The following is a 25,526-nucleotide window of genomic DNA, read 5'->3' as shown; positions in this document are numbered from 1 at the left end:
TCCAAAGGGACATCTCAACCCTTAAATGATACGACCATGAAAGTCATCGATATACTCCAAAAATCCGACCGCCCGATATTTTCTTTTGAACTGGTACCTCCTCTCAGAGGCGGAGACATACACCGAATATACGAAGCCATTGAACCATTGATAAAATTCGCTCCACCTTTTATCAACATAACCTTTCACCGGGACGAGCAAGAATACCGGGAACGAGCTGACGGTTCCATCGTGAAGGTAACAGTCACCAAACGCCCGGGATCAGTTGCTTTATCCGCAGCCATTATGAAACGCTATCCCGTGGAAGTCGTCCCTCATATCGTATGCGGGGGAGCTACCCGTCATTCGATCGAGAACGATTTGATCGATTTAAATTTTCTCGATATTGAAAATGTTATGGCTCTACGGGGAGATCCTGTTTCCGGACAACGCCATTTTACCCCCGAAGAAGACGGACATAAATACAGTTGCGAACTGGTAGAACAAATCGCAAGGATGAATCAAGGGAAATACTTGGACGACACGCTTACCGATGCCGTCCCCACCAATTTTTGCATCGGTGTGGCAGGCTATCCTGAAAAACATTACGAAGCACCTAATCCGGTCAGTGATATCGAAAACCTCAAGCGAAAAGTAGACGCTGGAGCGGATTACATTGTTACGCAAATGTTTTTCGATAACGACAACTATTTCTCTTTTGTCGAAAAATGCCGGGCTATCGGCATCTCGGTGCCCATTATCCCGGGACTAAAGCCGATCTCCTCCTTTAAACACTTGGAAAACCTCCCCCGCTCTTTCAATCTCGATATTCCGGAAGAGTTAGAACGAGCCATCCGGCGATGTCGTTCGAATAAAGAGGTCTACCGGGTAGGTATCGAATGGTGTATTGCCCAAAGCCAGGAACTGATCCGACAAGGAGCACCGGCGGTACACTACTATACCATGGGAAAATCGGACAATATTCAAGAAATTGTCAAACGGGTCTTTTAATACCGTTCGAATAAAACTTTCGATTTCTCTTTAGATTCAAACCTACCTGATAATACCCTCGAATTATTAATTCTTTTCCCCGGAAAATCCTAACTTTGTATGGCAAATACGATGATCATGAGTCTGACGGAAGCTTTGATTACTATTTTACTCGGTACGGCAGCAGGGTTTATCAATACCTTCGCCGGGGGAGGCTCCATGTTAGTGGTTCCATTCTTAATTTTCATTGGATTACCGGCTAACGTAGCCAATGCGACAAACCGTGTCGCCATTCTATTACAAAACATCGTATCCGTAGGTAGCTTTAAACATAAAAAGATACTCGACTTTAAAACCGATTCGAAGCTTGTATTGCCAGTAGCCATAGGTAGTATTGTCGGAGCCTTCATTGCCGTGGATATCAATGAAGAGATATTCCGCAAAGTAATTGCCGGGCTATTGATCGTTATGTTTTTTATGATATGGTTGGATCCTAATTCCTGGGTAAAAGCCAACGCGGAACGGGCAAAAGTAAAAAACCCCTGGTTGCGCCATCTGGTATTTTTTATCATCGGGATATACGGAGGTTTTATTCAGATTGGAATTGGCTTCTTTCTATTGGCGGGATTGGTATTAGGATGCGGTTACGATCTAATAAAAGCCAACGCGATCAAATTATTTATCGTTCTATTTTATACCATTATAGCCTTGGGTATTTTTTTCTATTATGGATTAGTCGATCTGAAAACAGGACTGATACTTGCTTGTGGAAATATGCTCGGTGCTTGGCTCGGAGTCCGTTTCAGCATAAAATGGGGAGCGAAGTACATTCGATATTTCCTACTTGTTATTTTAATTATTGTGGCCATCCGGCTTTATTTTACCTAACTAAAAACCTTAAAGCATGAAACATTATCTTTTTTTTATCGGTATTTTATTCATGACTAACACGCTAAATGCTCAAAACATGAAAGAGATTAAACTAAATGCTCCGAATAAAACAAGAGGAGCAAGCCTAATGCAAGCTTTGAACGATCGGGAATCTGTCAGGGAATTTTCTAATAAGCCGTTAAGCACTCAGGATTTAAGCGATCTTTTATGGGCCGCGAATGGCATCAACAGACCGGATTCAAAAAAACGTACCGCCCCATCGGCCCTTAATAAACAAGATGTCGATATCTATGTTTGCCTTCCCGAGGGAATTTATCTATACGATGCGGAAAAAAACAGTTTAAAACCCGTAGCAGAAGGAGATCATCGGGCCGCAGTCGGAGGCCAGCAGGATTTCGTCCAGACAGCTCCCGTTTCCCTTATCTTGGTTTCGGATATCTCCCGCTTCGGAATGGGCGATAACGAACAAGTCCGGTTAATGGCAGCTATGGATGCCGGAATCGTTTCACAAAATATCAATCTGTTCTGTGCAGCCAACAACTTGGTTACGGTTCCCCGGGCCTCTATGGACAAAGATAAATTGAAAAAAGTCCTCAACTTAAAGGAGCATCAACTGCTTCTGATGAATAACCCGGTAGGATATCCCCAAAAGAAATGACAATTGTAGATTAACGATTGCAGATATAGCAATCGAATAATCAAACGCACCTTGATAGCACTTTTGCCCCGTCCCTAAGTGCTATCAAGGTGTTTTACAATCCCATTCACAAAATCGTTGAATTCTTTTAATCCACAATTTATAATTATCAGTTCGCTGTTCATTATTTATGCCTCTCCCCTTCCCTTTAGGTTTATGGTCACAATTTATGACTATCCAATCACAAAATCACTCAATCTCCTAATCTCAGAATTTTTTACTCTACAATTGTCAATCTAAAATTTACAATTAAATAGCACATTGTACCCGTCCCTGTGGGTTATTTTAACGTTAATTCTTCCTTTTTATCTACCGAAATAACGGTAAGCATTTATCTTTGTAAAAGATCAACCGGAGATAGAAAACCGTTATTATGGAGGAAAGTGTTCTCGAAAAACTAAAAATACTGGCAGAATCTGCCAAATACGATGTATCCTGCGCATCCAGCGGTACCTCCCGCTCGCACAAAAAAGGAGAGATCGGAAGTGCCGAAGGTTGGGGGATATGTCATAGTTTTGCGGAAGACGGACGCTGTATCTCTCTATTGAAGATCATGTTGACGAATAATTGCATGTACGACTGCGCTTATTGCATCAATCGTCGCAGCAACGATTTGAAAAGGGCCACTTTTTCCGTCACGGAGCTTGTGAATCTAACGATAGAATTTTACCGGAGAAACTATATTGAAGGACTTTTTCTTAGTTCGGGAGTCGTCCGTAATCCCGATTACACCATGGAACGCCTGGTGAGAGTAGTCAAGGATCTGAGACAAAAATACCGATTCAACGGGTATATTCATCTGAAAAGTATCCCGGGTGCCAGTCGGGAACTGGTAAACGAAGCCGGTCTCTATGCCGATAGGTTAAGTGTAAATATCGAGATCCCGAAAGAAGAGAGTCTGAAGATTATAGCCCCGGAAAAAGATTTTCAAAGTGTCTTCACTCCCATGCGCTATATCCAGCAGGGAGTACTCCAGCACGCGGAAGAACGAAAAAAATTTCGCCATGCGCCGCATTTTGCCCCGGCCGGACAAAGTACGCAAATGATTATCGGAGCAACAGACGACAGCGACAAAGATATCCTCTATCTCTCTTCCGCCTTGTACAAACGTCCCACGATGAAAAGAGTGTATTATTCGGGATATGTCCCCGTAAACAGTTACGATAGTCGTCTCCCCATGTTAAAACAGCCTCCATTGGTACGGGAGAATCGTCTGTATCAAGCCGACTGGCTGCTTCGTTTCTACCACTTCTCCGTTAACGAGATCGTCAACGATGCCTATCCTGACCTGGATCTGGAAGTTGATCCCAAACTATCGTGGGCTTTACGTCATCCGGAAGTATTCCCTATCGACATCAACCGGGCCGACTATGAAATGTTACTCCGGGTTCCCGGCTTAGGAGTAAAATCGGCTCAAATGATTATCACGGCACGACGCCACTCCCGACTGGGTGCCACCCACTTGAAACAAATCGGAGTCGTGATGAAAAAGGCCCAGTATTTTATTACCTGCCACGAATTACCGATGCAGACCATTCATGAAATGCAACCGGAAACCGTACGACGTATTTTAACCCGGCCATCCAACCGTAAAATAGACGATCGTCAACTGGTAATCCCCTTTCAGTATTAAACGATGGTTATTTATATATACGATAAAACATTCGAAGGTCTTCTTACCGCCGTATTCGATGCCTACAGCAGACATTCGTTCCCCGATATGCTAAAAGGAGAAGTCGAATCCCTACCCCTGTTTTACGACGAGACTTACACTGTCGTTACCGATGAGAAAAGAAGTAACCGGGTATGGAACGCCCTCCTAAAAAAACTCTCAGCACCCGCCCTATCGACATTAGTCATGAACTGGTTGTCCGAACTACCGGAAATCGATCTTTTACTATTCCGCTATATATGTAAAACAATCGATGCACCCGTTTCCATCGAATTAAACTTCGGAGACCCGGATGTATTGCAAATAACCCAAAATGCTAAAAAAGTAAACAACGAACGTCTCCGGGTCATTCAATTTTTACGATTTCAAAAAGCCGCAGACGGCACTTTCTTTGCAGCCTTAAAACCGCTCTATAACGTACTCTCATTAACCTTAAAACACCTTCAAGACCGTTTTTCCGATCAAAGATGGCTGATCTACGATCTGAAAAGAGAATACGGTTACTATTATGATTTAACTACTGTTACCGAAGTACGTTTCGATACCAAAGAATATCATCTGATCACAGGAATACTGGATGAAAAATCAATGGACCGGGACGAAAAACTGATCCAACGTCTTTGGAGGGAGTACTTTCAATCGATCACGATTAAAGAACGATTGAATCCCAAGCTCCATCGTAAGAATCTACCTGCCCGTTTCTGGAAATACCTCACGGAAAAACAATCCTAAATCACTCATTCCGTACCGGGGATCGTTCTTCCGGGCTCACTTCTCCGAAGACTTAAGAATCTCGTAACAACACATATCCACCCATCGGTCATTTTTCCGAACCGCTTTATGCATAATTCCCACCAACCGAAAACCACATTTTTCCAGAACTTTTCGGGAAGCCGGATTAGATTTAAAAACAGAAGCGTATAATCGAACCAATTCCGTCGTGGCAAATACATACTCCACAACCTCGGACACCGCCTTGCTCATAATTCCGCATCCCCAATAAGGTTCTCCTAACCAATATCCGATTTCCGCACTGTATCGCTCCACATCGACCTGCGGAATAAAACCTATACCCCCAACTGCTTTCCCATCAACAATGATAGCAAAATCCTGAACACAATCTTTCGTCAAGGTATTTGCTATATACACCCGTGCATCCTCCTCCGTGTAAGGGGATGGAAAACTATCCCGCAAATTATTCCATACATGTATATTATTGGCATATTCGGCCAGCGACCGGCAATCGGATAAGCTCCATGGCCTCAATTCATACCTTTTATTCATTCCCAACTCAATTTACCATCCACATGTTCCAAACTCCCCGGAATCAACTCACAGGCCAATACATATTCCAAAGGAATCTCCTCCGCACAACCAATCCCGTAATTCGCCACGGATTTAAAACCAAATCGACCATAATAAACAGGATCTCCCGTCAAAAATACAGCCTTATGTCCTTTTTCCTTTGCGGAACGGAGTGCCTCTTTAACTAAATCTGCTCCCACACCCCGGTTACGATACTCTAAAACGACAGCAAGCGGAGCCAACAAAAGAGCATCAAAAGTCCCCTCCTTCATCATAACCCGACAACGGGTCAACATAATATGCCCCACCAATCGATCGCTCTCTTCCGCCACAAAAGCCAACTCCGGGATATAATGATCTCCCGCCCGCAAACGGTCGACAAAATCCTGCTCGTCCCCGTCGGAAACCTTTGCCGTTTTAAAAGCTTCTTCTACCAAATCATAAATCTTTGCAAAGTCTTTCTCTTCTTCCTGTCTGATTCTTACCATCGTATTTTCATATAGATTCTTATCACTGGAAACACTTTTGTATCCGGAACATTCAAATATGCAAAATTCCCATTGAATCACAAATATATATGACTTTTTAAATATAAGCTTCGTATCGGAGAATAATTTTCATTCCGCTTGAAAATAAACAAACAAAACGAAACGTTTAAAAGTTCCAAAGCGTATATTTTATCAAAGCGGTCATTCATAAGACCGACAAATAAAAAATTACGGATCACCTAAATAAAACAAGAATTATGCTTAAGATAGAAAAAGCCGAGGTAATAAAGGAATTCGAATATACGGTGGAAGACCTTACCCATAAAATCAAAGCCAAGATTTTAAAACGAGACGAAAACCATTACGGTGTTATATTGAGTCACTGGTACAAAAAATACGGAGACCACGACTATACACAACCCGGATGGGGAGTTGATTCGCTTGAAAAAGCCGAAGATGAATTAAACCGATACATCGATGGATTTACCCTCGATCTGATTGTCAATCCCAGGTACTAGCATCCATTGTAAATTGCGAATCAGAATATAATTCTATGACTCAGTGATACCGTGATTAGGTTATTAGCAAATAATCACCCAAGCACGAAATCTAAAATCACAGAATCGCTTAATTTTTTAATAGTTAATCCTTACCATGTAGTTCTTTCCGCAAAAAAGGAGCTGTCACGGAGTCCGGGCTTAAGGCCACCTCTTCCGGGGTCCCCGTAACCACCACTTTTCCCCCGTTTTTTCCCCCGCCGGGCCCCATATCAATCAAATAATCGGCAACCTTTATTACATCGAGATTATGCTCGATCACAATCACGGTATTTCCTTTATCCACTAATTTCTGCAATACTCCCAACAAAATATTTACATCCTCAAAATGCAGGCCTGTCGTCGGCTCATCCAATATATACAACGTATTTCCCGTCTCTTTTTTAGACAGCTCCGCCGCTAATTTTATTCGTTGCGATTCACCACCGCTTAACGTAGTACAAGGTTGTCCGATCTGAACATATCCCAAACCGACATCTTGCAATACCTTCAATTTGGCCTGCAAATGAGGCAAATTCTCAAAAAATTCCACCGCCATATTGATGGTCATATTCAATACATCCCCGATAGACTTCCCTTTATAACGCACCTCTAAAGTCTCCTTATTATACCGTTTTCCATCGCATTCATCACAATGCACGTAAACATCCGGTAAAAAATTCATCTCTATCGTTTTTACCCCGGCACCCTTGCAAGCTTCACAACGCCCACCACTCACATTAAACGAGAAGCGGCCCGCCGTATATCCCCGGATTTGAGACTCCGGCAATTTTTCGAATATTTTACGGATATCGGTGAAAATACCCGTGTAGGTCGCCGGATTAGATCGGGGGCTTTTTCCTAACGGACTTTGGTCTACCACCACGACTTTATCTATATTCTCTATGCCATCAATAGCACAATAAGGCAAAGGCTCTGCTAACGAATAATAAAAATAAGCACTCAAAATGGGATGAAGTGTTCCGTTCACCAAAGAGGACTTTCCGCTACCGCTTACCCCGGTAACGCAGATCAGCTTCCCTAAAGGGAAATCGACATCCACATTCTTTAAATTATTTCCGGTACACCCTTTCAGACTGATCTTTTTCCCGTTTCCCTGCCGACGTTCAGACGGTACGGTAATCTCTCTAATACCCTTTAGATACTGAGCCGTCAGGCTACTGCTCCTCCTAATATCATCGAATGTACCTATCGCCATAATCTCCCCCCCCTTTCTTCCGGCTTTAGGTCCCAAATCCACAATATAATCGGCATTTTCCATCATCTCTTTGTCATGTTCCACCACGATCACCGAATTTCCCGCATCCCGCAGCTCTTGCAAGGAACGAATCAATTTCCTGTTATCTTTCTGATGCAAGCCGATACTGGGCTCATCCAATATATAAAGTACATTTACCAGCTGAGATCCGATCTGTGTAGCCAATCGAATACGCTGGGACTCTCCTCCGGAAAGAGTCATCGACTGACGGTTTAAAGAAAGATATTCCAACCCGACATCCAACATAAACTTCAAACGAGTCCGTATCTCCTTCAATATCTCTCCGGCAATCTGTTTTTGTTTTAATTCCAGGTGTCGTTCAACATTACATGCCCAAACGTACAAATCATCCAATTCCATATTGGCCAACTCGGATATATTCTTCCCGCCGATATAAAAATGCAAAGCCTCCTGATTTAAACGCTGACCGTTACAAACATCACAAGTCGTTACCGAAATAAACTGCTCTGCCCATTTATTTGCTTTTTTAGAGGTGGCATTCTCCTCCTGTATCGTGACGTATTTTAAAATACCCTCGTAGGTGGTTAAAAAATTGGAAGAGACTCCTATTTCCGTATTTTCCAAACGGAACTGTCCAGGATAGCCGTACAATATATCAGTCAAAGCCTCCTCTGGAAGCTCGCGAATCGGTTGTTTTATATCCGCACCATGTTTTTTTAAAATCGTATCGATTTGATAAAATATCAAAGATCCTTTATATTTTCCCAAAGGCAATATCCCCCCGGCGTAGATAGACAACGAATCATCAGGTATAATCTTCTCTATCGCAACAGAATTAATATACCCTAAGCCTTTGCACTTTTTACAAGCACCATGAGGAGAATTAAAAGAAAACGTGTGGGGAGCCGGATCTTTATAAGAAATTCCCGTGTCAGGACACATTAAATGACGACTATAATATTTTAATTCGTCACTTTCATTGTCCTTCACCGTCATGACTCCTTTTCCATTTTTCATTGCTGTCGCCACGGAAGCCTTCAGGCGCTTCAAGTCGACATCCTGCATAACGATTTTATCGACAACGATCTCGATATCATGAATTTTATAACGGTCCACACTCATTCCCGGAAGAATCTCCATAATCTTCCCGTCCACTCGTGCAGAAATAAATCCCTTTTTCCTTAAATTCTCGAATAGTTCTTTATAGTGTCCTTTACGTCCCTTCACCACCGGAGCCAATAAAAGAATTCTTTTACCGGCAAAATCCTGCTGCAACAATTCCAGAATCCGCTCATCCGTATATTTTACCATCTTGCTACCGGTGGCATAAGAATAAGCTACTCCCGCCCGGGCAAATAACAACCGGAAGAAGTCGTATATTTCAGTAGTCGTCCCCACAGTAGAGCGGGGATTCTTGTTGGTTGTCTTTTGTTCGATAGAGATAACCGGACTCAATCCCGTTATCTTATCCACGTCGGGACGTTCCATCCCGCCCAAAAAACGGCGGGCATAGGCAGAAAAAGTTTCCAGGTAACGCCGTTGTCCCTCCGCGTATATCGTATCAAAAGCCAAGGAAGACTTGCCACTCCCACTCAAGCCTGTCACTACCGTCAATTTATTACGGGGAATCACTACATCTATATTCTTCAAATTATGTTCCCGCGCTCCATATATAACTATATTCTCGCCTTCTTCTTTATATCCCATACTTGCTCTCCAATATAAATAACTTACAAAAATACAGGAAACAATTGAAAAAGGAAAAGAATAAGTGATAATTGACAATTCTAAATTGTAGATCGTAAATTTTAAATGAATCATTCGATCGCAATGTTTTTTGACTGCCTAATCGTAAATAAATGAAAGATTTCTATATTTATGGGAAATAAAAAATGGGAGGGATTTTCCGTTTCCTCTCGAAATGAAATATAATGGGACTGACGAAAAGATGTTGTATGTGTGTGCGTGCGTCTGTGTGTGTGGTGTGTGTGCGTGGTGTCCCGCGGTATATATTTCAGTATTTTCAAGAACTCAATCGGAAAATCAGCTTAAACCTCCGTCAAAGCTATCCCCTCTCTTATGCTAGATGATTCAATCTAATAACAGCTAAAAATAAATCATAAGTCTTATATCATCATCTAATATACCATCTTTAACGGAATCGAAGCGCTAAAGGTTACAGCTTCAAGGGAAAAAAATGAAGAAAAACACTCTTTTTTTTCTTACCGACTAATAACTAACTGATTATAAACACCAAATATTTCTCATCAAAAGTATTATTCCTATACCTCAAATTAATTTCACAACTTTTTCATAAAAAAACACAGACAAGCTATTTTCATTCCGTCAACAAAAAAGAGCATCCTTACGAATGCTCTTTTTTATATATTAATCACAAAGATTTATTTCTTTAAAAAATCTTTTACTTGTTCATTAGGAACCATTTGTTCTTTGAACGTGTATGCACCGGTTTTGGGAGACTTTACCATTTTGATAACTTTTGCAAATCCCCGACCATCTCCTGTCTTTAATGTTGCAACAACCTTCTTTGCCATAGTCTATTATTTTATTTCTCTGTGTAAAGTTACTCTTTTCAAATAGGGATTATACTTACGTAATTCCAATCTCTCGGTGGTATTTTTTCTATTCTTGGTAGTGATATAACGAGACATTCCCGGAACCCCGGATTCTTTCTGCTCGGTACACTCCAGAATCACCTGTATTCTGTTACCTTTGCTTTTCTTTGCCATTTCTTTTAATTTTATATGTTCTTAATTAAACCATTGGCAGTAGCCTCTCTCAAACAATGGCTCAAGCCTTTCTTGTTGATCAGGCGCAATCCGGCAGCAGATACATTTAAACGTATCCATCTATCCTCTTCCGGCCAATAAAAATTTCTCTGAAACAAGTTGATCGCGAATGTTCTCTTAACTCTTCTTTTAGAGTGAGATACATGGTTACCAACCATCGCCTTTTTTCCGGTTATTTGACAAATTCTTGACATCTCTCAATATTTTTATAAACGCTTTCCAAACAGGATGCAAATAACGCACTTTTTATTCAAACTATCAAATGTTTCGATAAAAAAGTTTCTATTTTTTTTCTTAGCTTAATACAAACCATAAAAGAAGCAAGAAAACAGTGATAGACAACCATTCCTGCCACGTTTCCCTTCGCCGTTTCCCCTCTTCTTTTCCCGGGGTTCGCCTTAAAATATCCAAAAATTCCCCCGTAGGACAAAAATAGTTACACCAAGGACGGCTAATGAAGACTGAAATTAACAGACAAGTCAGTGCAAAAGCGATCATTCCTCCTGATGCGACCGATACCAGAAAAGCAGAAAACGGTTCAAGAGAGGTTAAATCCAATGGAATACCCCACAACAATAAGCCCATAATACCCAAAAAGAATGTAATCCGGGTATATTTTAAAACCTTTTTCACTCTTCTCCCGAAGGCTATTTTTTTTCTCCGTACCTTCCCCATTAATTCCTGTGCAGCCCCGAAAGGACATAGATAAGCACAATAATAAGAGCGATTAAAAAATAGCGGGCATATCACCGCTAACAACGCAATTACCGGCAGCAACACGCGTACCCCCCACGGAATTCCATTCAGCAACCAACCGTATAATAGTTCTAAAGATATAAAGCTACCGCTCCAAAAACCAAGTATTAAAATAGACGCAACTTGTAAAGCCGATCTGTATTTTTTCATGCTTGCTCCCCGAAACAAACTGACGATAGCCAAGAGCACTACCACGCCTCCTAACACATGACGCAATAAAGTCAACACGTTGCCATTTCCCCGATGATCCTGTTCATTCAAATATTCTCCCACGGCTCTCTTGATCCCCATTCGAACGGCCTCACTGGTTAAGGTCGCACCACTAACGGCTTCAACCTCCATTTTTCCTACCTCTTCTATCCGCTTCCCATTCCAACTATCAAAAAAACCTCTTTTCTCCAAACGTCTCACAAAACCTCGGGATTCACTATTCTCCAATAAAGTCAACCCTGATACGATACCTTCGTCGGATACAGCTAAAAATAAAGGTACCGGGCCGGCATACCCGATCAAATCATCCGCAACGGGCGTGGTCAGTATTAGTTTCCCCACTTCTTTCTCTCCCTCTTTTACGTCGTATTCCACCGGGGAGATTCGTTCCAATCCCGTATAACGAGGAAAATATTTTCGTATGGAATCTTCCGGAATCCGAATCTCTTGTTTCTCTTCTCTCGAACCGTTATTTATTTTTTTTTCTTCTTTAAAATTGCGAGAAATTAAAAACAGCACCACACATAATAAAATAATCCGGGGCAATTTCGCCACAAAAACTTCAATATTTCTTCTCACTTCCATAATTCAACTTACTTTTCGGCACAAAAATAACTAATTTTCTATTCCGTTTTTCCCGGTAAAAATGAAAATTCGATAAGATGCCATTCTAAGAGTTAAATACCGAAATAGATTTGCGAGCCTCTTTTTATTCCTCTACTTTTGTCATGAAAAATCAAACTTAATTTACGTATGTACAGAGCAGAAATACACACAGAAAAAGGAGTTATGAAAGTTCGTTTTTATGAAAAAGACGCCCCGAATACCGTCGCCAATTTTGTGAAATTGGCCAAATCCGGGTTCTACGACGGATTGACATTCCATCGGGTAATTCCTAATTTTGTCATTCAAGGAGGGTGTCCGGATGGTACGGGTGCCGGAGGACCGGGGTACACGATTAAATGTGAACTTGATGGGGATAATCAATACCACGACCGGGGAGTTTTATCCATGGCCCACGCAGGACGGGACACCGGCGGATCTCAATTTTTCATCTGTTGCAACCGCCAAAATACTGCACACCTGGATAGAAAACATACCTGTTTCGGGAAAGTGTACGAGGGATTGGAGGTGATCGATGCCATTCGTCCCCGAGACGTGATCACTAAAATCGTAATCATCGAGGAATAGTTAGTTGTTTTTAAATAAATCAAATAGCCGAAGTTCGTAAGAGACTTCGGCTATTTACTTATATCGATCAGCACCTCACTTATTTTGCAAAAATAGCAGCCAAAGCGATGGAATTCAATTTAGCATCCACACTATCTCCCCGGGATGAAAGTACGCTCGGAGCGGTAGCACCTACCAAGATCGCTCCCTGACGGGCATTTGCCAATTTAGTATTGGTTTTGTAAAATACATTACCAGCCTCAATGTTCGGGAAAACCAAACAATCGGCCTCTCCGGCTACGGGAGAAGTAATCTTCTTTATCTGAGCAGCCTCTTTATCGATAGCGACATCCAATGCCAAAGGTCCGTCTATATCGATATTTCCTAATTGCCCCCTCTCTCCCATCTTTGCAATCACGGCAGCATCCATAGTCGATTCCACCTTAGGCAAAACCTGCTCGGTTGCGGAAATCAAGGCTACTTTCGGACGAGCTATTCCCAACGCGTTGGCAATCTGACTCACGTATTTCACGATAGCCAATTTTTGATTCATATCCGGAGCCGGTATGATAGCGGCATCACTCGCGATCAATAGCTTATGATAATTCGGACACTCCATAACTGCCACATGAGACAACGTTGCTTTCGGAGGTAATAATCCACAATCTTTGTTTAGAATAGCACGCATATACTTATCCGTACTTACCAACCCTTTCATGATAATATCAGCTTCTTTATCCCGCACCATCTTTACGGCCAAGGCAGCAGCCTTCGTATCTACCGGTTCGTGAACAATTTTAAATTGTGAAATATCATATCCGTGCTCTGTACATACCTTTTTAATTTCGTTTTCGTCACCACACAACGTAGCCTCAACAATTCCCATTTCAACTGCCTTATGAACGGCTTCGATAGAGTGGCTATCATTAGCAAAAGCTACAACCAACCGTTTCTTCCGGGTATTACCCTTCAATAATTCGTAAATGTCATCAATCTTAGTTATTGCCATAACTTATAAAATTTTAGTTCTGTGAATGTATTTTTCTAATTTGGAAGCAAAAGTAACTCTTTTTACGAGAAACAGAAACAAAAAAAAGCATTTTAATAAGAAATTGAAAATACGGAAACGATTCCCGACCATCAGGAGTTTTCTTTTTAAATTCTGCGTCCCCCAAATTCAAATTTCACAATAAAAAAATACCTTTGTGATGAAATAAAAGAAGTGCATCGTAACGTGTCGTTCAAACGAAATATAATCGCTCTTTACCTCATTAAAATCTCCAAATGGTTTACCCTTGTCATGCCTGCCATCGTGCTGTTTTACAAGGATTGCGGTTTGGATATGACGGATATTTTTACTCTTAAAAGCATCTATTCAATCGCTATGGTTTCCTTGGAAATTCCGACAGGTTACCTTGCGGATGTTTGGGGAAGACGCAACTGTTTGATTGCAGGTAGCATTTTAGGATTCGGTGGATTCAGCTGCTACTCTTTTTCCGATACGTTTTCAGCTTTTTTCATGGCTGAAATCATGCTTGGGTTCGGCCAAAGTCTCGTATCGGGAGCGGACTCGGCCCTGCTATACGACACGATGATTCATTATAGAAAAGAAGAATCCTATTTGAAATATGAAGGACGAGTAACGATGATCGGCAATTTTTCGGAGGCCTTCGCGGGTATCTTCAGCGGTTTATTGGCAGCCTACTCCCTACGCTTTCCTTTTTACGCTCAATCTCTTGTCGCTTTTATCGGGATTCCGGCGGCATTCTCTCTTACCGAATACGCCGCTAAAACCAGAATCACGAACTCTCTTTCCAACATTTCAAAAATCATACGATACTCCCTATTCACGAATCGACAACTCTGCTACAACATCCTGTTCTCCGGAGTCATCGGGGCGGCAACTTTAACCATGGCCTGGTTCGTTCAACCCCTGTTGATCGAACTCGCTACCCCGACTTCTTGGTTCGGAATTATCTGGACGGTACTCAATCTCACGGTGGGTATAGCAGCCCTCTATTCAGATCAACTGGATAGGTACATCGGAACACGTAAAATGTATGCTTTCATCCTCTTTTTCATCGTGGGAGGCTATGTAGCCGTTTCATTGCGTATCGATTATACCGCCCTCGTTTTTCTCTTCCTGTTTTACATCGTACGAGGACTCGCTACCCCTATACTGAAAGGGTATATCAATCAAATCACCTTCTCTGAAATGAGAGCAACGGTACTCTCTATCCGCAATTTTGTAATTCGTCTCCTATTTGCAGCCATAGCTCCACTTGTCGGATGGCTTAACGATGCTTACTCTCTCTCCGTGGCCTTACAAACCACTGCCGCTATTATCTTTATCCCAGGCCTCTTATTTCTTATTCTCGAATGGCATTATAAAAAATAAAAATCCCCCGGAATTTTTGTTTTTCCAGGGGAGGGATTCTCTCTATCGTCTTCCTTTCTATTTTACTCTATACTTTTCATCTGTCATATCGAAACTTTTGGCTTCAAATAACCCCAGATCACTCGCGGGAAAAGCATTTCTCGGCGGATTGTGGCCATCGTAAATACTGGCAAAATCATAAACACTATCGGTCGTCAACCACACCCATATCTCAGGATAAACATCCTTAATATGTTTAGCTTCCTTCGGATAATTAAACCAATCATAACCACATACATATCCTTCTTCCGCCGTATATTCGCTTCCGGTAGTTGTTATTACCAAACCGTAAGGTAATCCGTTTTTATCAAATGACTGACTCAAATAATCGGTCGAAATCGCGTACAACTCCGTACCGCCATCCACCTCAATATACCACTCAACCCGCATAAGCCCACTGCCTTCAATTTTAGATATATCCCAGTTCCGTATGGTCGACCCCAGATAACCATTTTTTTCCCCTTTTTGATTGCTCGTCGTTCCAACCGTATTGATGAACCCTTCTTGAGATTTGAAATACTGAGAACGACAATCCGCCCCCACGGGAGTAATTAATCCTTTAAACACCTGCTTCTCACCCTTATACACGACACATCCCAACTTTATCGGTTTCGTAGAACCGAGAGCTACCGGTTGCACTCCGAAAGCAAAAATAGAACCTTTCGTTTGATAACGGACATGAATCACCAGATCGTTATAATCATAATCCGCATTCTTGGAATCCTCGAAACAAATCACTTGAAACATTTGGGATTTATTCTCGGTAAAATTAGGATATTGGTTATCAGGCACAAAAGAAGTGGATATACTGCCCGTTTTAGCCCGAGACTGTTTAGGAACCCATATAGTCATCGGAGTATTGGCTTCCGCAATCGTCACACCTGAACACTTCACCACAGTAACATGTCCCTCTCTAACCGGAACCTCATAAGATTCGCTTGTAATAAAATGATTGACATCAATATCTTGGGGAGAAGTTTTAGACCCCATATTTTTTTCCTTAATACAGGATATCGATAGTATCATCAAGCATAGCAAGAACAAATTCTTCTTCATAGATTTAGCCGTTAAAACAATAAATTTTGACAAAAAAAATTTTCACACAAAGAAATCCTTTTATATCCTATATAGCATAAATTTATACAAATACAAAGGTAATTAAATTTATTTTCACAGAGGTACTTCTTACCATAAGAATTATCATTTTTTCATAAAAAATGATATAACTATTTATTTCCAACGACCTGATTTACCATAGGAACGAAAAAAATCGACCGTAAAATGAATTTACGGTCGATTTACAAGAAAATCTTTTTTCTCTATTTTATCTTTTCAATGATTTCCGTCAATGATTTAAACACCTCCTCGACGGTTCCATGACCATCTACGGAATAACATTTTTTTAATGCTTTATAATGATCCGCAACGGGTAACGTCTTTGCCTGATATTCCCTGAAACGATTTTCAATCACCGTCTCGTTATCATCGGCACGTCCCTCTATCTTCGCCCTTTCCAGCATCCGACGCATTAACTCTTCGTGAGGCACTTCTATGCTGATCAATGCATTCAAAGGGTGCCCCGTCTTAACCAACATCTGGTCCAAAATCTCAGCTTGCGCTACCGTACGAGGAAAACCATCGAACAAGAATCCGTTCACTCCATCAATATGAGCGATGCTATTCTCGATCAACGCTACCACAAACTCATCGGATAACAACTCTCCCTTATTAATAATTCCGGCAGCCATTTTACCGAATTCCGAGCCAGCGGCAATCTCTTTACGGATCATATCCCCCGTCGAAAGATGGGCCAAATTGTATTTTTCCACCATCTTTTTTGCCTGAGTTCCTTTACCTGCACCCGGAGGGCCAAACAAAGCAATATTTAACATGATAATAATTTATTAATATATTAATCGATTACAACATAATTTACCGTGTACAAAGGTATACTTTAATCTAAATTACCGAACACGATTTCGGAAATATTTTAGTATTAATTTCTAAACAAAACAAGTAATGACAAAACAAAACATTTACCACTGCAAACTACCTTGCAGATAGCTTTTTTTTCGTAATTTTGTTCGCAAAAATAAAGAGATATGAGCCCTCAAAAAGTAAAGCGCAAAACAACGCCACCCAAAAAAAAGAAAAACAATTCAGCTCGTTTCCTCAAAAATATTTTTCTTGCCTTTCTATTTTGCGGAATGTCATTAGCTTTATTTATCTGTTGCGTCTATTTCGGAACTTGGGGAAAGATTCCGGATTACCGGGATTTACGAGCAATCCGAAATTATGAAGCTTCGTCGTTGTATAGCGACGACGGAGAGTTATTAGGCAAATACTACATCGAAAACCGAACGAACATCATGTTTGACAGCATATCCCCGTACGCGATCAATGCATTGATTGCCACGGAAGATGTTCGTTTTTACGAACATCACGGTTTTGATAAAATCAGCATGTTAAGGGTAGTCGTCAAAACTCTGCTATTGGGAGACCGCAGCTCGGGCGGGGGCAGCACCCTCAGTCAACAATTAGCCAAAAACCTATTCCCGAGAGACACCAAAAGCCGTTTTATGCTTCCCGTCATCAAAATCAAAGAGATTATTACAGCTCATCGCCTGGAAAAATTGTATTCAAAAGACGAGATACTGACCCTTTATTTAAACACCGTCTCTTTCGGAGAGGATACTTTCGGTATTGAAAGTGCCGCTCAAAAATACTTTTCAACAACAGCAATGCATCTAACGCTCCCGGAAGCCGCAACATTGATCGGGATGTTAAAGGGACCCTCCTACTACAATCCCCGTCTCCATCCCGAAAGAGCCTTACAACGTCGCAACACGGTGATCAATCAGATGGTTAAATACGATTATCTTACTGAACAAGAAGGAAATAACTTTAAGAAAGAAAAATTGGAACTGGAGTACAGACCCATTAACCATTATTCCGGACCTGCCCCTTATCTACGGGAACGTATCAGACAAGATGCAGCTCAAATCATCAAAAAATACAACGAGACATACGGAACCTCTTACGATCTTTACAAGGACGGTTTAACAATCACAACCACGTTAGACGCGGAGATGCAACGTTACGCCGAAGAAGCCGTTCTGCAACATATGAAAAAACTTCAAAATGATTTTTATACCCATTGGGAAAAGCAAGAGCCCTGGTACAAAGATAAATCGGTGCTGGACAATGCCATCCGACAAAGCAAAATATATCAATCCCTCCGACAACAGGGATTATCCGAAAAGGAGATTTTAAAAGAGATGGGTAAAAAAAGACCCACGATTATTTACAGTACATACCAGGGTGAAACGAAGATGGAGATCTCGCCGATCGATTCCATAAAACATTATTTAAAATTTCTGCACCCGGGAGTCATCGCCGTAGAGCCTCGAAGCGGTAAAATCAAAGTATGGATAGGAGGATTGAACTTTAAGTATTTCCAGTATGATCAGGTACTCGCCCCACGGCAGGTGGGTTCCGTTTTTAAACCGGTCGTATATAGCGCTGCCGTCCATCAGGGGGCACAAATAGACGCTTACTATAAAAACGAACAGAAAAGTTACCCGGCTTACGACAATTGGACACCCCGTAACTCCAATAATGAATACGGAGGTTTCTACACGTTAAAAGGAGCACTGAGCCAATCCATCAATACCATTGCCGTTGAAGTTCTGCTACAAACAGGTATAGAGAATACCATCCGGCACGCCCACCGACTCGGTATAACAAGCGATCTTCCGTCCGTCCCATCCATTGCACTCGGAACAGCGAATATCCCACTTAACGAAATGATTTTGCCTTATATATGTTACGCGAACAACGGAACACGAGTTACTCCCTATTATTTACAGGAGATCAAAGACCGTGAAGGACGTCTTATTTACAAAGCCCCCGAACCGGAAAAGGAAGAAGTCATATCGGCAGAGGAAGCCCGATTGATGTCTTATATGCTTTCGGACGTCATTCGGGAAGGAACGGGAAGAAGACTAATTACAAACTACGGATTAAGCATGGCTATCGCCGGAAAAACAGGTACGACTCAAAATCAAGCGGACGGATGGTTTATCGGTTACAATCCGCGGATTGTCGTGGGTATCCGGGTCGGAGCCAATAACGCCCAAATTCACTTCAATTCTATCGCGTTAGGCCAGGGAGCGAATATGGCTCTACCCATTTTCGGCTTGTTCATGCAAAAATGTCTGAAGAGCAATACATATGCCTACTGGGAAAAAACGAGTTTTCCCATGCCTGTATTGTATAAAAAAGAAGAACTGGAAAAGCCTATATTCAAAGATCACATGAACATCTTGGAAAGGATTGCCAATCAAAAAATTGAAAAAATAAAAAGAAACGATACGATTACGCCCCCAAAAGAGAAAAAAGGATTTTTCCGACGCATCGGCAATTTGTTTAAAAAGAAAAATAAGAATTAATTCCCTATCCCATGAAGAATAAAAATAAAATAACCATTCTTATCGCTCTACTGGTTTTGATCATCACTTTTAGTATCATATCCATGATTACCTCTCCAGCCGACATACGTTTCAGCTGGGCCGGAATCAATCCCTGGAATACGGTAAAAGGCGTATTCTATATGTTCAATCGTTATATACGCGTAAATGCGTGGGTTAATTACTCCCTCACGGTACTCCTTATCGCTTACTTATGGTGGAGGATCTACGCTTTAGTCGGTCGGTTCAGAAGACGTCAATGACGTTTTTCCTTAACGGTCAAACGGTAACCGTCGGCATAGTCGTTCTCTATCGCAACAAAAGAATCGACCGAAAGAATTTTCCTTAACGTTGAAATATAGCGTGCCAACTCCCGCTCTTTGGTTTCGTTATGTACTCCCCAAATATTCTCACACATCTCCTGTTTGGGGCATAATTCGTTCAAACGCATAGAAAGTAAACGCAATACCCGACTCTCGGTGGCCTTTAATTTATACTCCTCCCCGGATATGGACAACAGACGAGTCATGTGGTCAAAGGTCGTCCGAGACGAAATGGCACATATACTTAATTCTTTCGATGATTTTTTATGTCTGGCATGTTCGATAGTCTTATTCAACCTGGCCCAGATCTCTTCCACGCGCATTCCTTTCACCAAATATTCATCTGCCCCTTCGTACAACGCATTATAATGATTTAAGGAGCTCAAAATAACAATAGGCACGACATCTCCTCTTTCTCGAATCAATTTAATCAATTCATACCCGTCTTTGCCAGGTAAGTCCATATCCAACACCAAAATATCCCAATCCGCACTCAGATAAACCTCCCAAGCTTCATCCCCATCCCGAACCATATGTATTTCAAATCCCGCTTTTTCAAAAACCTCGGTATAAGCAACGGCCGCTACCAAATCATCTTCCGCGTACAGCATTCTCCATCTCTTCTCCATAACTTTCCATTTAAACAGAATATTCCGGACAAAAATAGAAATTCTTTTTTATAAGAAGTGAAATTGCTACAATCTTACTACAATTGCTTATTTACCATTCATTCAAATAAATACTGAACACGGATCCCTCTCCCGGTGTACTCTCCAACCCTATCTTTCCCCCATGTGCTTTCACGATTCTCTTCACATAAGCCAATCCTAAACCAAATCCCTTTACCCGTCTTTTGCGATCCTCTCCTCGGTAATACTTCATGAACACCTTTTTCTGCCATTTTTTAGGTATTCCCTTTCCCTTATCCGAAACGGCGATCACGATTCCATTGCCTTTCACATAGCATTGTATAGTAACATCGACGATCTCATCCGAATATTTTACCGCATTATCCAAAAGATTCCGAATGACACAAAACAGATGAACGGGGGAAGCGTAAATCATAGGAACGGGTATACGATAATCCAGCTCCATACGTACCTCCTTCTTATTCCTGTTCGCCCATTGTTGCTCCTTTATTAACAAAAAGATCCCTTCTCTCAAATCGAACATTTTCTTTTCGATATCGGCATCGCAAATCTGACTCAAAGAACTTAATAAAGAGGTACTGGCTCGTCGCATATTGTTCATTTCCGACTCCATAAGGTCGTATTTTTTCCGTTCCCCTTCCGAAACAATCCCTTTCGTATTTTCCCGAAGTAACTCAAGTAAGGTACTCACGCTATTCAAAGGAGTATTAAAGTCATGAACAATTTGTTGCATCATTCCCTCCTGCAAAGAAACCAATTTTCTTTGCCGTCGATTCAGATAAACAATTCCAGCCAAAAGAAACAACAATAATAAAAACGAAATAAAAATACTTCCCAATTGCTGCCAGAAGCGCTCCCCAAACAGAGCCAAAGGCAGATCAAAATAGATCCTAAATATCTCCCCCTCTTTAGATAAAAAAGCAGGAGTAGCTATCTTATTCGCCGTATCCTTTTTCACATCGGGAAAAAACGATATGAGCCCTCCCGCTAATTTTTTAGCTACATAATAAAATTCCACTCCCTTCAAATCTTCCGGCAATTCTTCTCTTACCAAACGATCCAAAGAAGAGAAAAAAAACGTTGCCTCCGTCTGCTCCGAATAACGGCAAGCTTCAGTAGGAACTTGTTTATTAATAACACAAACGAGCGAATCCATATTTTCCGTCAGAATATCCGTTACCTCCCTCCCCCAATGCAGTCTTTCGGCCCGATACAAACGGTGACAAATAATAGCTTGATTCACCATAAGCAGAAACAACATAACGAGCACGATTCCACCTATCGTTCCGAACAATTTTTTAATAACCATCCTACCCTTTTTAAAAATTTACTACACTCTTACTATATTGTTTTACCGGACTATCCGAAAAAATACCGCACATTTGTACCGGAGATAACCACTATCTCTCCCGGAACAAAGATAAAGAATAATAAATACATAAAAAATGAGGTTATGATCACCCTCGTCGATATTAATAAAATTTACAGGACAAAAGAGGTCGAAACGCAAGCCCTTGAAAACGTAAACCTTTCCATTGAAAAAGGAGAGTTTGTTTCCATTATGGGACCTTCCGGTTGCGGTAAGAGCACGTTATTGAATATTATCGGTTTACTTGATAATCCTACCCGCGGTCAATTGCTGATTGAAAAGGTGGAAACGACAGGGCTATCCGATAAGGTGAAAGCGAAACTCAGAAACCGGAAGTTGGGATTTGTCTTTCAAAATTTCCATCTGATCCAAGCTCTGAACGTGTTGGATAACGTCGAACTTCCCTTACTCTACCGCAACGGTACAACCTCTTCGGAAAGACGAAAAAAAGCCATGGAAGTATTGGAAAAAGTCGGGTTATCCCATCGATTAAAACATTTTCCTACCCAATTATCCGGAGGACAATGTCAACGGGTTGCCATCGCGAGAGCACTGATCGGCGGACCGGAAATTTTACTCGCCGATGAACCCACGGGCAATCTCGACAGTAAGATGGGGACTGAAATCATAGATATACTTACACAATTAAATCAGGACGGTATGACTATCGTTATGGTTACTCACGATGAAAAGATCGCTCAAAAAACCAATCGTATTGTTCAATTTTCCGACGGTAAAATCATATGAAAAAGAAAATAGCCCTATACCTGAAGTCGGCGCTCTATAATATAGGACAAAACAAGGTCTATGCCTTATTTTGCATATTAGGTACGGCACTAACTTTTATTTTTGTAACGATCATATTGCAATTCGGAAATACCTTTCTCAATAACACGCCTCCGGGTATCAATGTCGATCGTACCGTCATGATCTCCTGCTGGAAAAAAGATCACCAAGGTCGATACCTGGGATATTTCACGCAAGAAGAGATTCCGAATATCATGAAACACGTGAAAGGATACGAGACGTATTCTTTTATTCAGGGACAGCCGTTGAATCTTCTGATCAACGATCAGTTAAAATCAAACTATATAAACTATGTGAATCATGATTTTTGGAACATTTATCAATTTCAATTCATAGAAGGACGTCCTTTCACGGAAAAAGAACTCCAGACTCCCGTGGCAGTCATTACCGAGAGTTGCGCCAAACTCTATTTCAAAAACGGTTCTGCCCTAAATCAAACGATGGAAGCACAAGGGATAACTTACAAAGTCATCGGAGTTGTGAAAGATTTCTCTTTCATCGTCGTGAACCCGGTCGCCACGATCTGGGCTCCTTATACATTCAACCATTTTTGGCCCAACAGAACCCGATCTTATGACCTTTACATTATGTTTCCGCGGGAGATGCCGGAATCCCAAATGCGTAAAAACGTGGCCAACGCTTTTGTTGCCTATAATAAAGAACGAAACCGGGAAATCGAAATTTACCCCGAAGATTTTAACACGGTACTAAACGGTAGAACAAACAGTAAAGGCATAACAGGCATGGATTATGAGTATTACCTCATGATTCTTCTTCTATTGGTTATTCCGGCAGTAAATATCATTACCCTTAACATCGCCAATACGGCAAACCGCTCGGAAGAAATCGGCATCAGAAGAGCCATGGGAGCCGGAAAAATGTCCGCTTTCCTACAAATCATGACTGAAAATATTCTTCTCGTGTTAACGGGAACACTATGGGGTGTATTGATTGTATACCCTATTTTCAATGCTATCAATAGCACTCTGTTAACGGCTTTCGTCTGTGAAGGAAGCATTCTGTTTCCTGAATTGAAAATAAACATCGTTTTATTTCAAGTACTACCCTTGTCCATCGTCTTTAGTTTTCTTGCCGGAGGCCTACCGGCTTATATGATTACACAACGTAATATAGCAGAAACGCTGAAAGGAGGTAAAAAATGATCGCACATATCCTTAAATTAATCTGGAATCAAAGAAAGCACTACACGGGAATTTTCATCGAACAGATTTTAGTTTTTATCATTCTGACTATCTGTATTCTTTCTTTTAGCGAGAAAGTCCGTCTCTACTTATCTCCCGGAAACTTAAATACGGAAAACACCATTATCTTTTGGTTGAACAACACAAACAACCACTCTCCGGAGGAGGTGGGCGAAAAGATACAAAGTCTCGTTGCGAAGATGAGACAAAAATATCCCTCCAGTATCATATCACACGGAGATTTAACCCCTTATTTAAACGGAGGACAATTCACAAAGAGAGACTCTGTCGTCGTGGACAACCGCAAAATACTCACCAAGATCTATAGGTCCGACAAAAACGGTCTGGCCGTCTATCAGCCCCAAATAGAAGAAGGAGAATGGTTTTCCGGCAATTTTCCGGAAGACGGAAGCCTACCTTTGATCGTTAGCCGGCAATTCTTGGAAGAGTCAGGTCTAAAGCATCCTATCGGGAAAAAAATCCAGTACGGTAACTATACCTATACCGTCACGGGGGTCATTTCCGGGATTAAAAACAATCCTTTTACCCCTTCGACCCCGACAATCGTCTTGCCGATAAACGATAAACAAAATGTAAGTTTCGGCGGATTCGATGTTAAAATCATAGATAGCGATATCGATACATACGTTCAGGATTTATATAAAGAGTTTCGGAAAGAGTTCCCAGATCCTCTTGACACCCCGACAATAGACCGGATCGAACAATGGAAAATAGGTGAAATATTAGAAACGATCATATCGGTCTCGTTACAGGCTATTCCGACCCTTTTTCTTTTGGTCTTCGCTTTTATCGGCACTTTCGGCTTGTTTTGGGCCTATTCTCGAAAACGAAAATCCGAATACGCACTACGCATGGCGATAGGATCCACTCGTTTCCGAATGATCTATCTCGTAATTATGGAGAGTTTGGTTATCACGTGTTTAGCTATGTTACCCGGTTTAATCCTCTTCTGCTATATCTCGGATTTTACCCCGGGCAATTTGTTCGCCATGGGAATCACGGTATGCATCATGTTAACATTTGCCTTATTCAGTGCTTGGTATCCGGCTTATACGGTGAGTCAAATAAATCCCGCGGAAACCTTACATTATGAATAACAACATCTGATACTATGAAAACAATATGGACCGTATTATTCGGTTTCCTTTGTCTCTCTTCCATGGGACAAAAGGAAACCAAGGTAATCTCTTTATCCGAAGCCATAGAGTTAGCAAAGAGCCAATCTACTGATGCTATGATTGTTAGAAACCGATTTCAGGCTGCGTACTGGCAATACCGGAATTTTAAAGCAGATCTATTACCTAATATCACGCTGAAAGGTACTTTTCCGAGTTTTAACCGTACCTTATCAAGTTACTTAAAAGAAGACGGCAGCCATACCTTTATTTCCAACAATTCCCTGTCCGAGCAGCTCTCGTTGTCTATCTCTCAGAATATTCCATTGACCGGAGGGCGTATCTCCCTTCAATCCGAATTAGAGAGAGTAGATTAATTAGACGGAGAA

At 41.3% G+C, this 25,526-nt stretch carries 26 protein-coding genes; 14 read left to right on the top strand and 12 right to left on the bottom strand.

Annotated features, from left to right (window positions below; all coding sequences use genetic code 11):
* Nucleotides 1-36 precede the first annotated feature (36 nt).
* The 5 genes from metF to NVS78_RS08070 all read left to right on the top strand — a co-directional run bounded on the left by metF (nt 37) and on the right by NVS78_RS08070 (nt 4,961).
* Nucleotides 37-990 carry a methylenetetrahydrofolate reductase [NAD(P)H] gene (gene metF, locus NVS78_RS08090; RefSeq protein WP_286358733.1) on the top strand — a complete coding sequence of 318 codons (954 nt, stop codon included), beginning with the start codon at nt 37-39 and terminating at the stop codon, nt 988-990.
* 99 nt (nt 991-1,089) lie between these two features.
* Entirely contained in the window at nt 1,090-1,857 is a 768-nt protein-coding gene (locus NVS78_RS08085) for a sulfite exporter TauE/SafE family protein (RefSeq protein WP_286358732.1), read from the top strand.
* Nucleotides 1,858-1,873: 16 nt separating this feature from the next.
* Complete coding sequence (locus NVS78_RS08080; RefSeq protein WP_434802127.1) at nt 1,874-2,518, top strand: SagB/ThcOx family dehydrogenase; 645 nt, start codon at nt 1,874-1,876, stop codon at nt 2,516-2,518.
* Nucleotides 2,519-2,930: 412 nt separating this feature from the next.
* Nucleotides 2,931-4,190: a putative DNA modification/repair radical SAM protein gene (locus NVS78_RS08075; RefSeq protein WP_286358731.1), complete on the top strand. Its 1,260-nt coding sequence runs from the start codon at nt 2,931-2,933 to the stop codon at nt 4,188-4,190.
* A 3-nt stretch (nt 4,191-4,193) separates the two neighbouring features.
* Nucleotides 4,194-4,961 (top strand): TIGR03915 family putative DNA repair protein, encoded by a 768-nt coding sequence (locus NVS78_RS08070; RefSeq protein WP_286358730.1) that lies wholly within the window; start codon nt 4,194-4,196, stop codon nt 4,959-4,961.
* Nucleotides 4,962-4,997: 36 nt separating this feature from the next.
* Here the strand turns inward: NVS78_RS08070 and NVS78_RS08065 are convergent, their stop codons facing one another.
* Nucleotides 4,998-5,513 (bottom strand): GNAT family N-acetyltransferase, encoded by a 516-nt coding sequence (locus tag NVS78_RS08065; RefSeq protein WP_286358729.1) that lies wholly within the window; start codon nt 5,511-5,513, stop codon nt 4,998-5,000.
* Entirely contained in the window at nt 5,510-6,022 is a 513-nt protein-coding gene (locus NVS78_RS08060) for a GNAT family N-acetyltransferase (RefSeq protein ID WP_286358728.1), read from the bottom strand. The genes NVS78_RS08065 and NVS78_RS08060 overlap by 4 nt, the downstream gene beginning before the upstream one ends.
* Nucleotides 6,023-6,279: 257 nt before the next feature.
* On the opposite strand from NVS78_RS08060, the gene NVS78_RS08055 reads away from it, so the two are divergent.
* Nucleotides 6,280-6,540 carry a hypothetical protein gene (locus NVS78_RS08055; RefSeq protein WP_286358727.1) on the top strand — a complete coding sequence of 87 codons (261 nt, stop codon included), beginning with the start codon at nt 6,280-6,282 and terminating at the stop codon, nt 6,538-6,540.
* 124 nt (nt 6,541-6,664) lie between these two features.
* Here NVS78_RS08055 and uvrA read toward each other — a convergent pair whose 3' ends face one another.
* The 5 genes from uvrA to NVS78_RS08030 form a co-directional block, all read right to left on the bottom strand.
* Nucleotides 6,665-9,505 carry an excinuclease ABC subunit UvrA gene (gene uvrA, locus NVS78_RS08050; protein WP_286358726.1) on the bottom strand — a complete coding sequence of 947 codons (2,841 nt, stop codon included), beginning with the start codon at nt 9,503-9,505 and terminating at the stop codon, nt 6,665-6,667.
* 695 nt (nt 9,506-10,200) lie between these two features.
* Nucleotides 10,201-10,353 carry a DUF4295 domain-containing protein gene (locus NVS78_RS08045; RefSeq protein ID WP_082027486.1) on the bottom strand — a complete coding sequence of 51 codons (153 nt, stop codon included), beginning with the start codon at nt 10,351-10,353 and terminating at the stop codon, nt 10,201-10,203.
* A 6-nt stretch (nt 10,354-10,359) separates the two neighbouring features.
* On the bottom strand, nt 10,360-10,548 hold the full coding sequence (gene rpmG, locus NVS78_RS08040; protein WP_041503811.1) for a 50S ribosomal protein L33: 189 nt from the start codon (nt 10,546-10,548) through the stop codon (nt 10,360-10,362).
* An 11-nt stretch (nt 10,549-10,559) separates the two neighbouring features.
* Nucleotides 10,560-10,802 (bottom strand): 50S ribosomal protein L28, encoded by a 243-nt coding sequence (gene rpmB, locus NVS78_RS08035; RefSeq protein WP_286358725.1) that lies wholly within the window; start codon nt 10,800-10,802, stop codon nt 10,560-10,562.
* 100 nt (nt 10,803-10,902) lie between these two features.
* The gene (locus NVS78_RS08030; RefSeq protein ID WP_286358724.1) at nt 10,903-12,159 is read right to left on the bottom strand and encodes a 4Fe-4S binding protein; all 1,257 of its coding nucleotides are present in this window, start codon (nt 12,157-12,159) and stop codon (nt 10,903-10,905) included.
* Nucleotides 12,160-12,327: 168 nt separating this feature from the next.
* Here NVS78_RS08030 and NVS78_RS08025 point away from each other — a divergent pair, with 168 nt between their 5' ends.
* Nucleotides 12,328-12,765, top strand: a complete 438-nt coding sequence (locus tag NVS78_RS08025) for a peptidylprolyl isomerase (RefSeq protein ID WP_041503814.1) — start codon at nt 12,328-12,330, stop codon at nt 12,763-12,765.
* Nucleotides 12,766-12,844: 79 nt separating this feature from the next.
* On the opposite strand, the gene NVS78_RS08020 is transcribed toward NVS78_RS08025, so the two are convergent.
* Nucleotides 12,845-13,753 (bottom strand): phosphate acyltransferase, encoded by a 909-nt coding sequence (locus tag NVS78_RS08020; RefSeq protein ID WP_041503815.1) that lies wholly within the window; start codon nt 13,751-13,753, stop codon nt 12,845-12,847.
* 291 nt (nt 13,754-14,044) lie between these two features.
* Between NVS78_RS08020 and NVS78_RS08015 the strand changes: the two genes are divergently transcribed.
* Nucleotides 14,045-15,142 carry an MFS transporter gene (locus NVS78_RS08015; protein ID WP_286358991.1) on the top strand — a complete coding sequence of 366 codons (1,098 nt, stop codon included), beginning with the start codon at nt 14,045-14,047 and terminating at the stop codon, nt 15,140-15,142.
* A 57-nt stretch (nt 15,143-15,199) separates the two neighbouring features.
* Here NVS78_RS08015 and NVS78_RS08010 read toward each other — a convergent pair whose 3' ends face one another.
* Nucleotides 15,200-16,237 carry a hypothetical protein gene (locus tag NVS78_RS08010; RefSeq protein WP_052634698.1) on the bottom strand — a complete coding sequence of 346 codons (1,038 nt, stop codon included), beginning with the start codon at nt 16,235-16,237 and terminating at the stop codon, nt 15,200-15,202.
* Between the two features lie 263 nt (nt 16,238-16,500).
* The gene (locus NVS78_RS08005) at nt 16,501-17,073 is read right to left on the bottom strand and encodes an adenylate kinase (RefSeq protein WP_286358723.1); all 573 of its coding nucleotides are present in this window, start codon (nt 17,071-17,073) and stop codon (nt 16,501-16,503) included.
* Between the two features lie 210 nt (nt 17,074-17,283).
* Here NVS78_RS08005 and NVS78_RS08000 point away from each other — a divergent pair, with 210 nt between their 5' ends.
* Both NVS78_RS08000 and NVS78_RS07995 read left to right on the top strand, forming a co-directional pair.
* The gene (locus tag NVS78_RS08000; protein WP_286358722.1) at nt 17,284-19,632 is read left to right on the top strand and encodes a transglycosylase domain-containing protein; all 2,349 of its coding nucleotides are present in this window, start codon (nt 17,284-17,286) and stop codon (nt 19,630-19,632) included.
* 11 nt (nt 19,633-19,643) lie between these two features.
* A complete protein-coding gene (locus NVS78_RS07995) occupies nt 19,644-19,913 on the top strand; it encodes a hypothetical protein (protein WP_286358721.1) in 270 nt (89 codons plus the stop codon).
* Here NVS78_RS07995 and NVS78_RS07990 read toward each other — a convergent pair.
* Nucleotides 19,907-20,602 carry a response regulator transcription factor gene (locus tag NVS78_RS07990; RefSeq protein WP_286358720.1) on the bottom strand — a complete coding sequence of 232 codons (696 nt, stop codon included), beginning with the start codon at nt 20,600-20,602 and terminating at the stop codon, nt 19,907-19,909. The genes NVS78_RS07995 and NVS78_RS07990 overlap by 7 nt on opposite strands.
* A 91-nt stretch (nt 20,603-20,693) precedes the next feature.
* The gene (locus tag NVS78_RS07985; protein WP_286358719.1) at nt 20,694-21,932 is read right to left on the bottom strand and encodes a sensor histidine kinase; all 1,239 of its coding nucleotides are present in this window, start codon (nt 21,930-21,932) and stop codon (nt 20,694-20,696) included.
* A 144-nt stretch (nt 21,933-22,076) separates the two neighbouring features.
* Between NVS78_RS07985 and NVS78_RS07980 the strand changes: the two genes are divergently transcribed.
* The 4 genes from NVS78_RS07980 to NVS78_RS07965 are packed head-to-tail and all read left to right on the top strand — an operon-like array spanning nt 22,077 to nt 25,514.
* Nucleotides 22,077-22,739, top strand: a complete 663-nt coding sequence (locus NVS78_RS07980) for an ABC transporter ATP-binding protein (RefSeq protein ID WP_286358718.1) — start codon at nt 22,077-22,079, stop codon at nt 22,737-22,739.
* A complete protein-coding gene (locus NVS78_RS07975) occupies nt 22,736-23,962 on the top strand; it encodes an ABC transporter permease (RefSeq protein WP_286358717.1) in 1,227 nt (408 codons plus the stop codon). Before NVS78_RS07980 ends, NVS78_RS07975 begins: the two co-directional genes overlap by 4 nt.
* Nucleotides 23,959-25,119: an ABC transporter permease gene (locus tag NVS78_RS07970; RefSeq protein WP_286358716.1), complete on the top strand. Its 1,161-nt coding sequence runs from the start codon at nt 23,959-23,961 to the stop codon at nt 25,117-25,119. Before NVS78_RS07975 ends, NVS78_RS07970 begins: the two co-directional genes overlap by 4 nt.
* A gap of 14 nt (nt 25,120-25,133) precedes the next feature.
* On the top strand, nt 25,134-25,514 hold the full coding sequence (locus tag NVS78_RS07965; protein ID WP_286358715.1) for a hypothetical protein: 381 nt from the start codon (nt 25,134-25,136) through the stop codon (nt 25,512-25,514).
* The last annotated feature ends 12 nt before the right edge of the window (nt 25,515-25,526 follow it).

The sequence above is a fragment of the Gabonibacter chumensis genome, assembly GCF_024741215.1.
Lineage (GTDB): Bacteria > Bacteroidota > Bacteroidia > Bacteroidales > Marinifilaceae > Gabonibacter > Gabonibacter massiliensis.
Note: the sequence above shows the minus strand (reverse complement) of the source record. Positions and strands in the feature narration are given on the sequence as shown.

Excerpts from the sequence above, each read along its gene's own strand:
- metF (WP_286358733.1), top strand. The coding sequence starts at position 37 with ATGAAAGTCATCGATATACTCCAAAAATCCGACCGCCCGATATTTTCT.
- NVS78_RS08085 (WP_286358732.1), top strand. The coding sequence starts at position 1,090 with ATGGCAAATACGATGATCATGAGTCTGACGGAAGCTTTGATTACTATT.
- NVS78_RS08080 (WP_434802127.1), top strand. The coding sequence starts at position 1,874 with ATGAAACATTATCTTTTTTTTATCGGTATTTTATTCATGACTAACACG.
- NVS78_RS08075 (WP_286358731.1), top strand. The coding sequence starts at position 2,931 with ATGGAGGAAAGTGTTCTCGAAAAACTAAAAATACTGGCAGAATCTGCC.
- NVS78_RS08070 (WP_286358730.1), top strand. The coding sequence starts at position 4,194 with ATGGTTATTTATATATACGATAAAACATTCGAAGGTCTTCTTACCGCC.
- NVS78_RS08065 (WP_286358729.1), bottom strand. The coding sequence starts at position 5,513 with ATGAATAAAAGGTATGAATTGAGGCCATGGAGCTTATCCGATTGCCGG.
- NVS78_RS08060 (WP_286358728.1), bottom strand. The coding sequence starts at position 6,022 with ATGGTAAGAATCAGACAGGAAGAAGAGAAAGACTTTGCAAAGATTTAT.
- NVS78_RS08055 (WP_286358727.1), top strand. The coding sequence starts at position 6,280 with ATGCTTAAGATAGAAAAAGCCGAGGTAATAAAGGAATTCGAATATACG.
- uvrA (WP_286358726.1), bottom strand. The coding sequence starts at position 9,505 with ATGGGATATAAAGAAGAAGGCGAGAATATAGTTATATATGGAGCGCGG.
- NVS78_RS08045 (WP_082027486.1), bottom strand. The coding sequence starts at position 10,353 with ATGGCAAAGAAGGTTGTTGCAACATTAAAGACAGGAGATGGTCGGGGA.
- rpmG (WP_041503811.1), bottom strand. The coding sequence starts at position 10,548 with ATGGCAAAGAAAAGCAAAGGTAACAGAATACAGGTGATTCTGGAGTGT.
- rpmB (WP_286358725.1), bottom strand. The coding sequence starts at position 10,802 with ATGTCAAGAATTTGTCAAATAACCGGAAAAAAGGCGATGGTTGGTAAC.
- NVS78_RS08030 (WP_286358724.1), bottom strand. The coding sequence starts at position 12,159 with ATGGAAGTGAGAAGAAATATTGAAGTTTTTGTGGCGAAATTGCCCCGG.
- NVS78_RS08025 (WP_041503814.1), top strand. The coding sequence starts at position 12,328 with ATGTACAGAGCAGAAATACACACAGAAAAAGGAGTTATGAAAGTTCGT.
- NVS78_RS08020 (WP_041503815.1), bottom strand. The coding sequence starts at position 13,753 with ATGGCAATAACTAAGATTGATGACATTTACGAATTATTGAAGGGTAAT.
- NVS78_RS08015 (WP_286358991.1), top strand. The coding sequence starts at position 14,045 with ATGCCTGCCATCGTGCTGTTTTACAAGGATTGCGGTTTGGATATGACG.
- NVS78_RS08010 (WP_052634698.1), bottom strand. The coding sequence starts at position 16,237 with ATGAAGAAGAATTTGTTCTTGCTATGCTTGATGATACTATCGATATCC.
- NVS78_RS08005 (WP_286358723.1), bottom strand. The coding sequence starts at position 17,073 with ATGTTAAATATTGCTTTGTTTGGCCCTCCGGGTGCAGGTAAAGGAACT.
- NVS78_RS08000 (WP_286358722.1), top strand. The coding sequence starts at position 17,284 with ATGAGCCCTCAAAAAGTAAAGCGCAAAACAACGCCACCCAAAAAAAAG.
- NVS78_RS07995 (WP_286358721.1), top strand. The coding sequence starts at position 19,644 with ATGAAGAATAAAAATAAAATAACCATTCTTATCGCTCTACTGGTTTTG.
- NVS78_RS07990 (WP_286358720.1), bottom strand. The coding sequence starts at position 20,602 with ATGGAGAAGAGATGGAGAATGCTGTACGCGGAAGATGATTTGGTAGCG.
- NVS78_RS07985 (WP_286358719.1), bottom strand. The coding sequence starts at position 21,932 with ATGGTTATTAAAAAATTGTTCGGAACGATAGGTGGAATCGTGCTCGTT.
- NVS78_RS07980 (WP_286358718.1), top strand. The coding sequence starts at position 22,077 with ATGATCACCCTCGTCGATATTAATAAAATTTACAGGACAAAAGAGGTC.
- NVS78_RS07975 (WP_286358717.1), top strand. The coding sequence starts at position 22,736 with ATGAAAAAGAAAATAGCCCTATACCTGAAGTCGGCGCTCTATAATATA.
- NVS78_RS07970 (WP_286358716.1), top strand. The coding sequence starts at position 23,959 with ATGATCGCACATATCCTTAAATTAATCTGGAATCAAAGAAAGCACTAC.
- NVS78_RS07965 (WP_286358715.1), top strand. The coding sequence starts at position 25,134 with ATGAAAACAATATGGACCGTATTATTCGGTTTCCTTTGTCTCTCTTCC.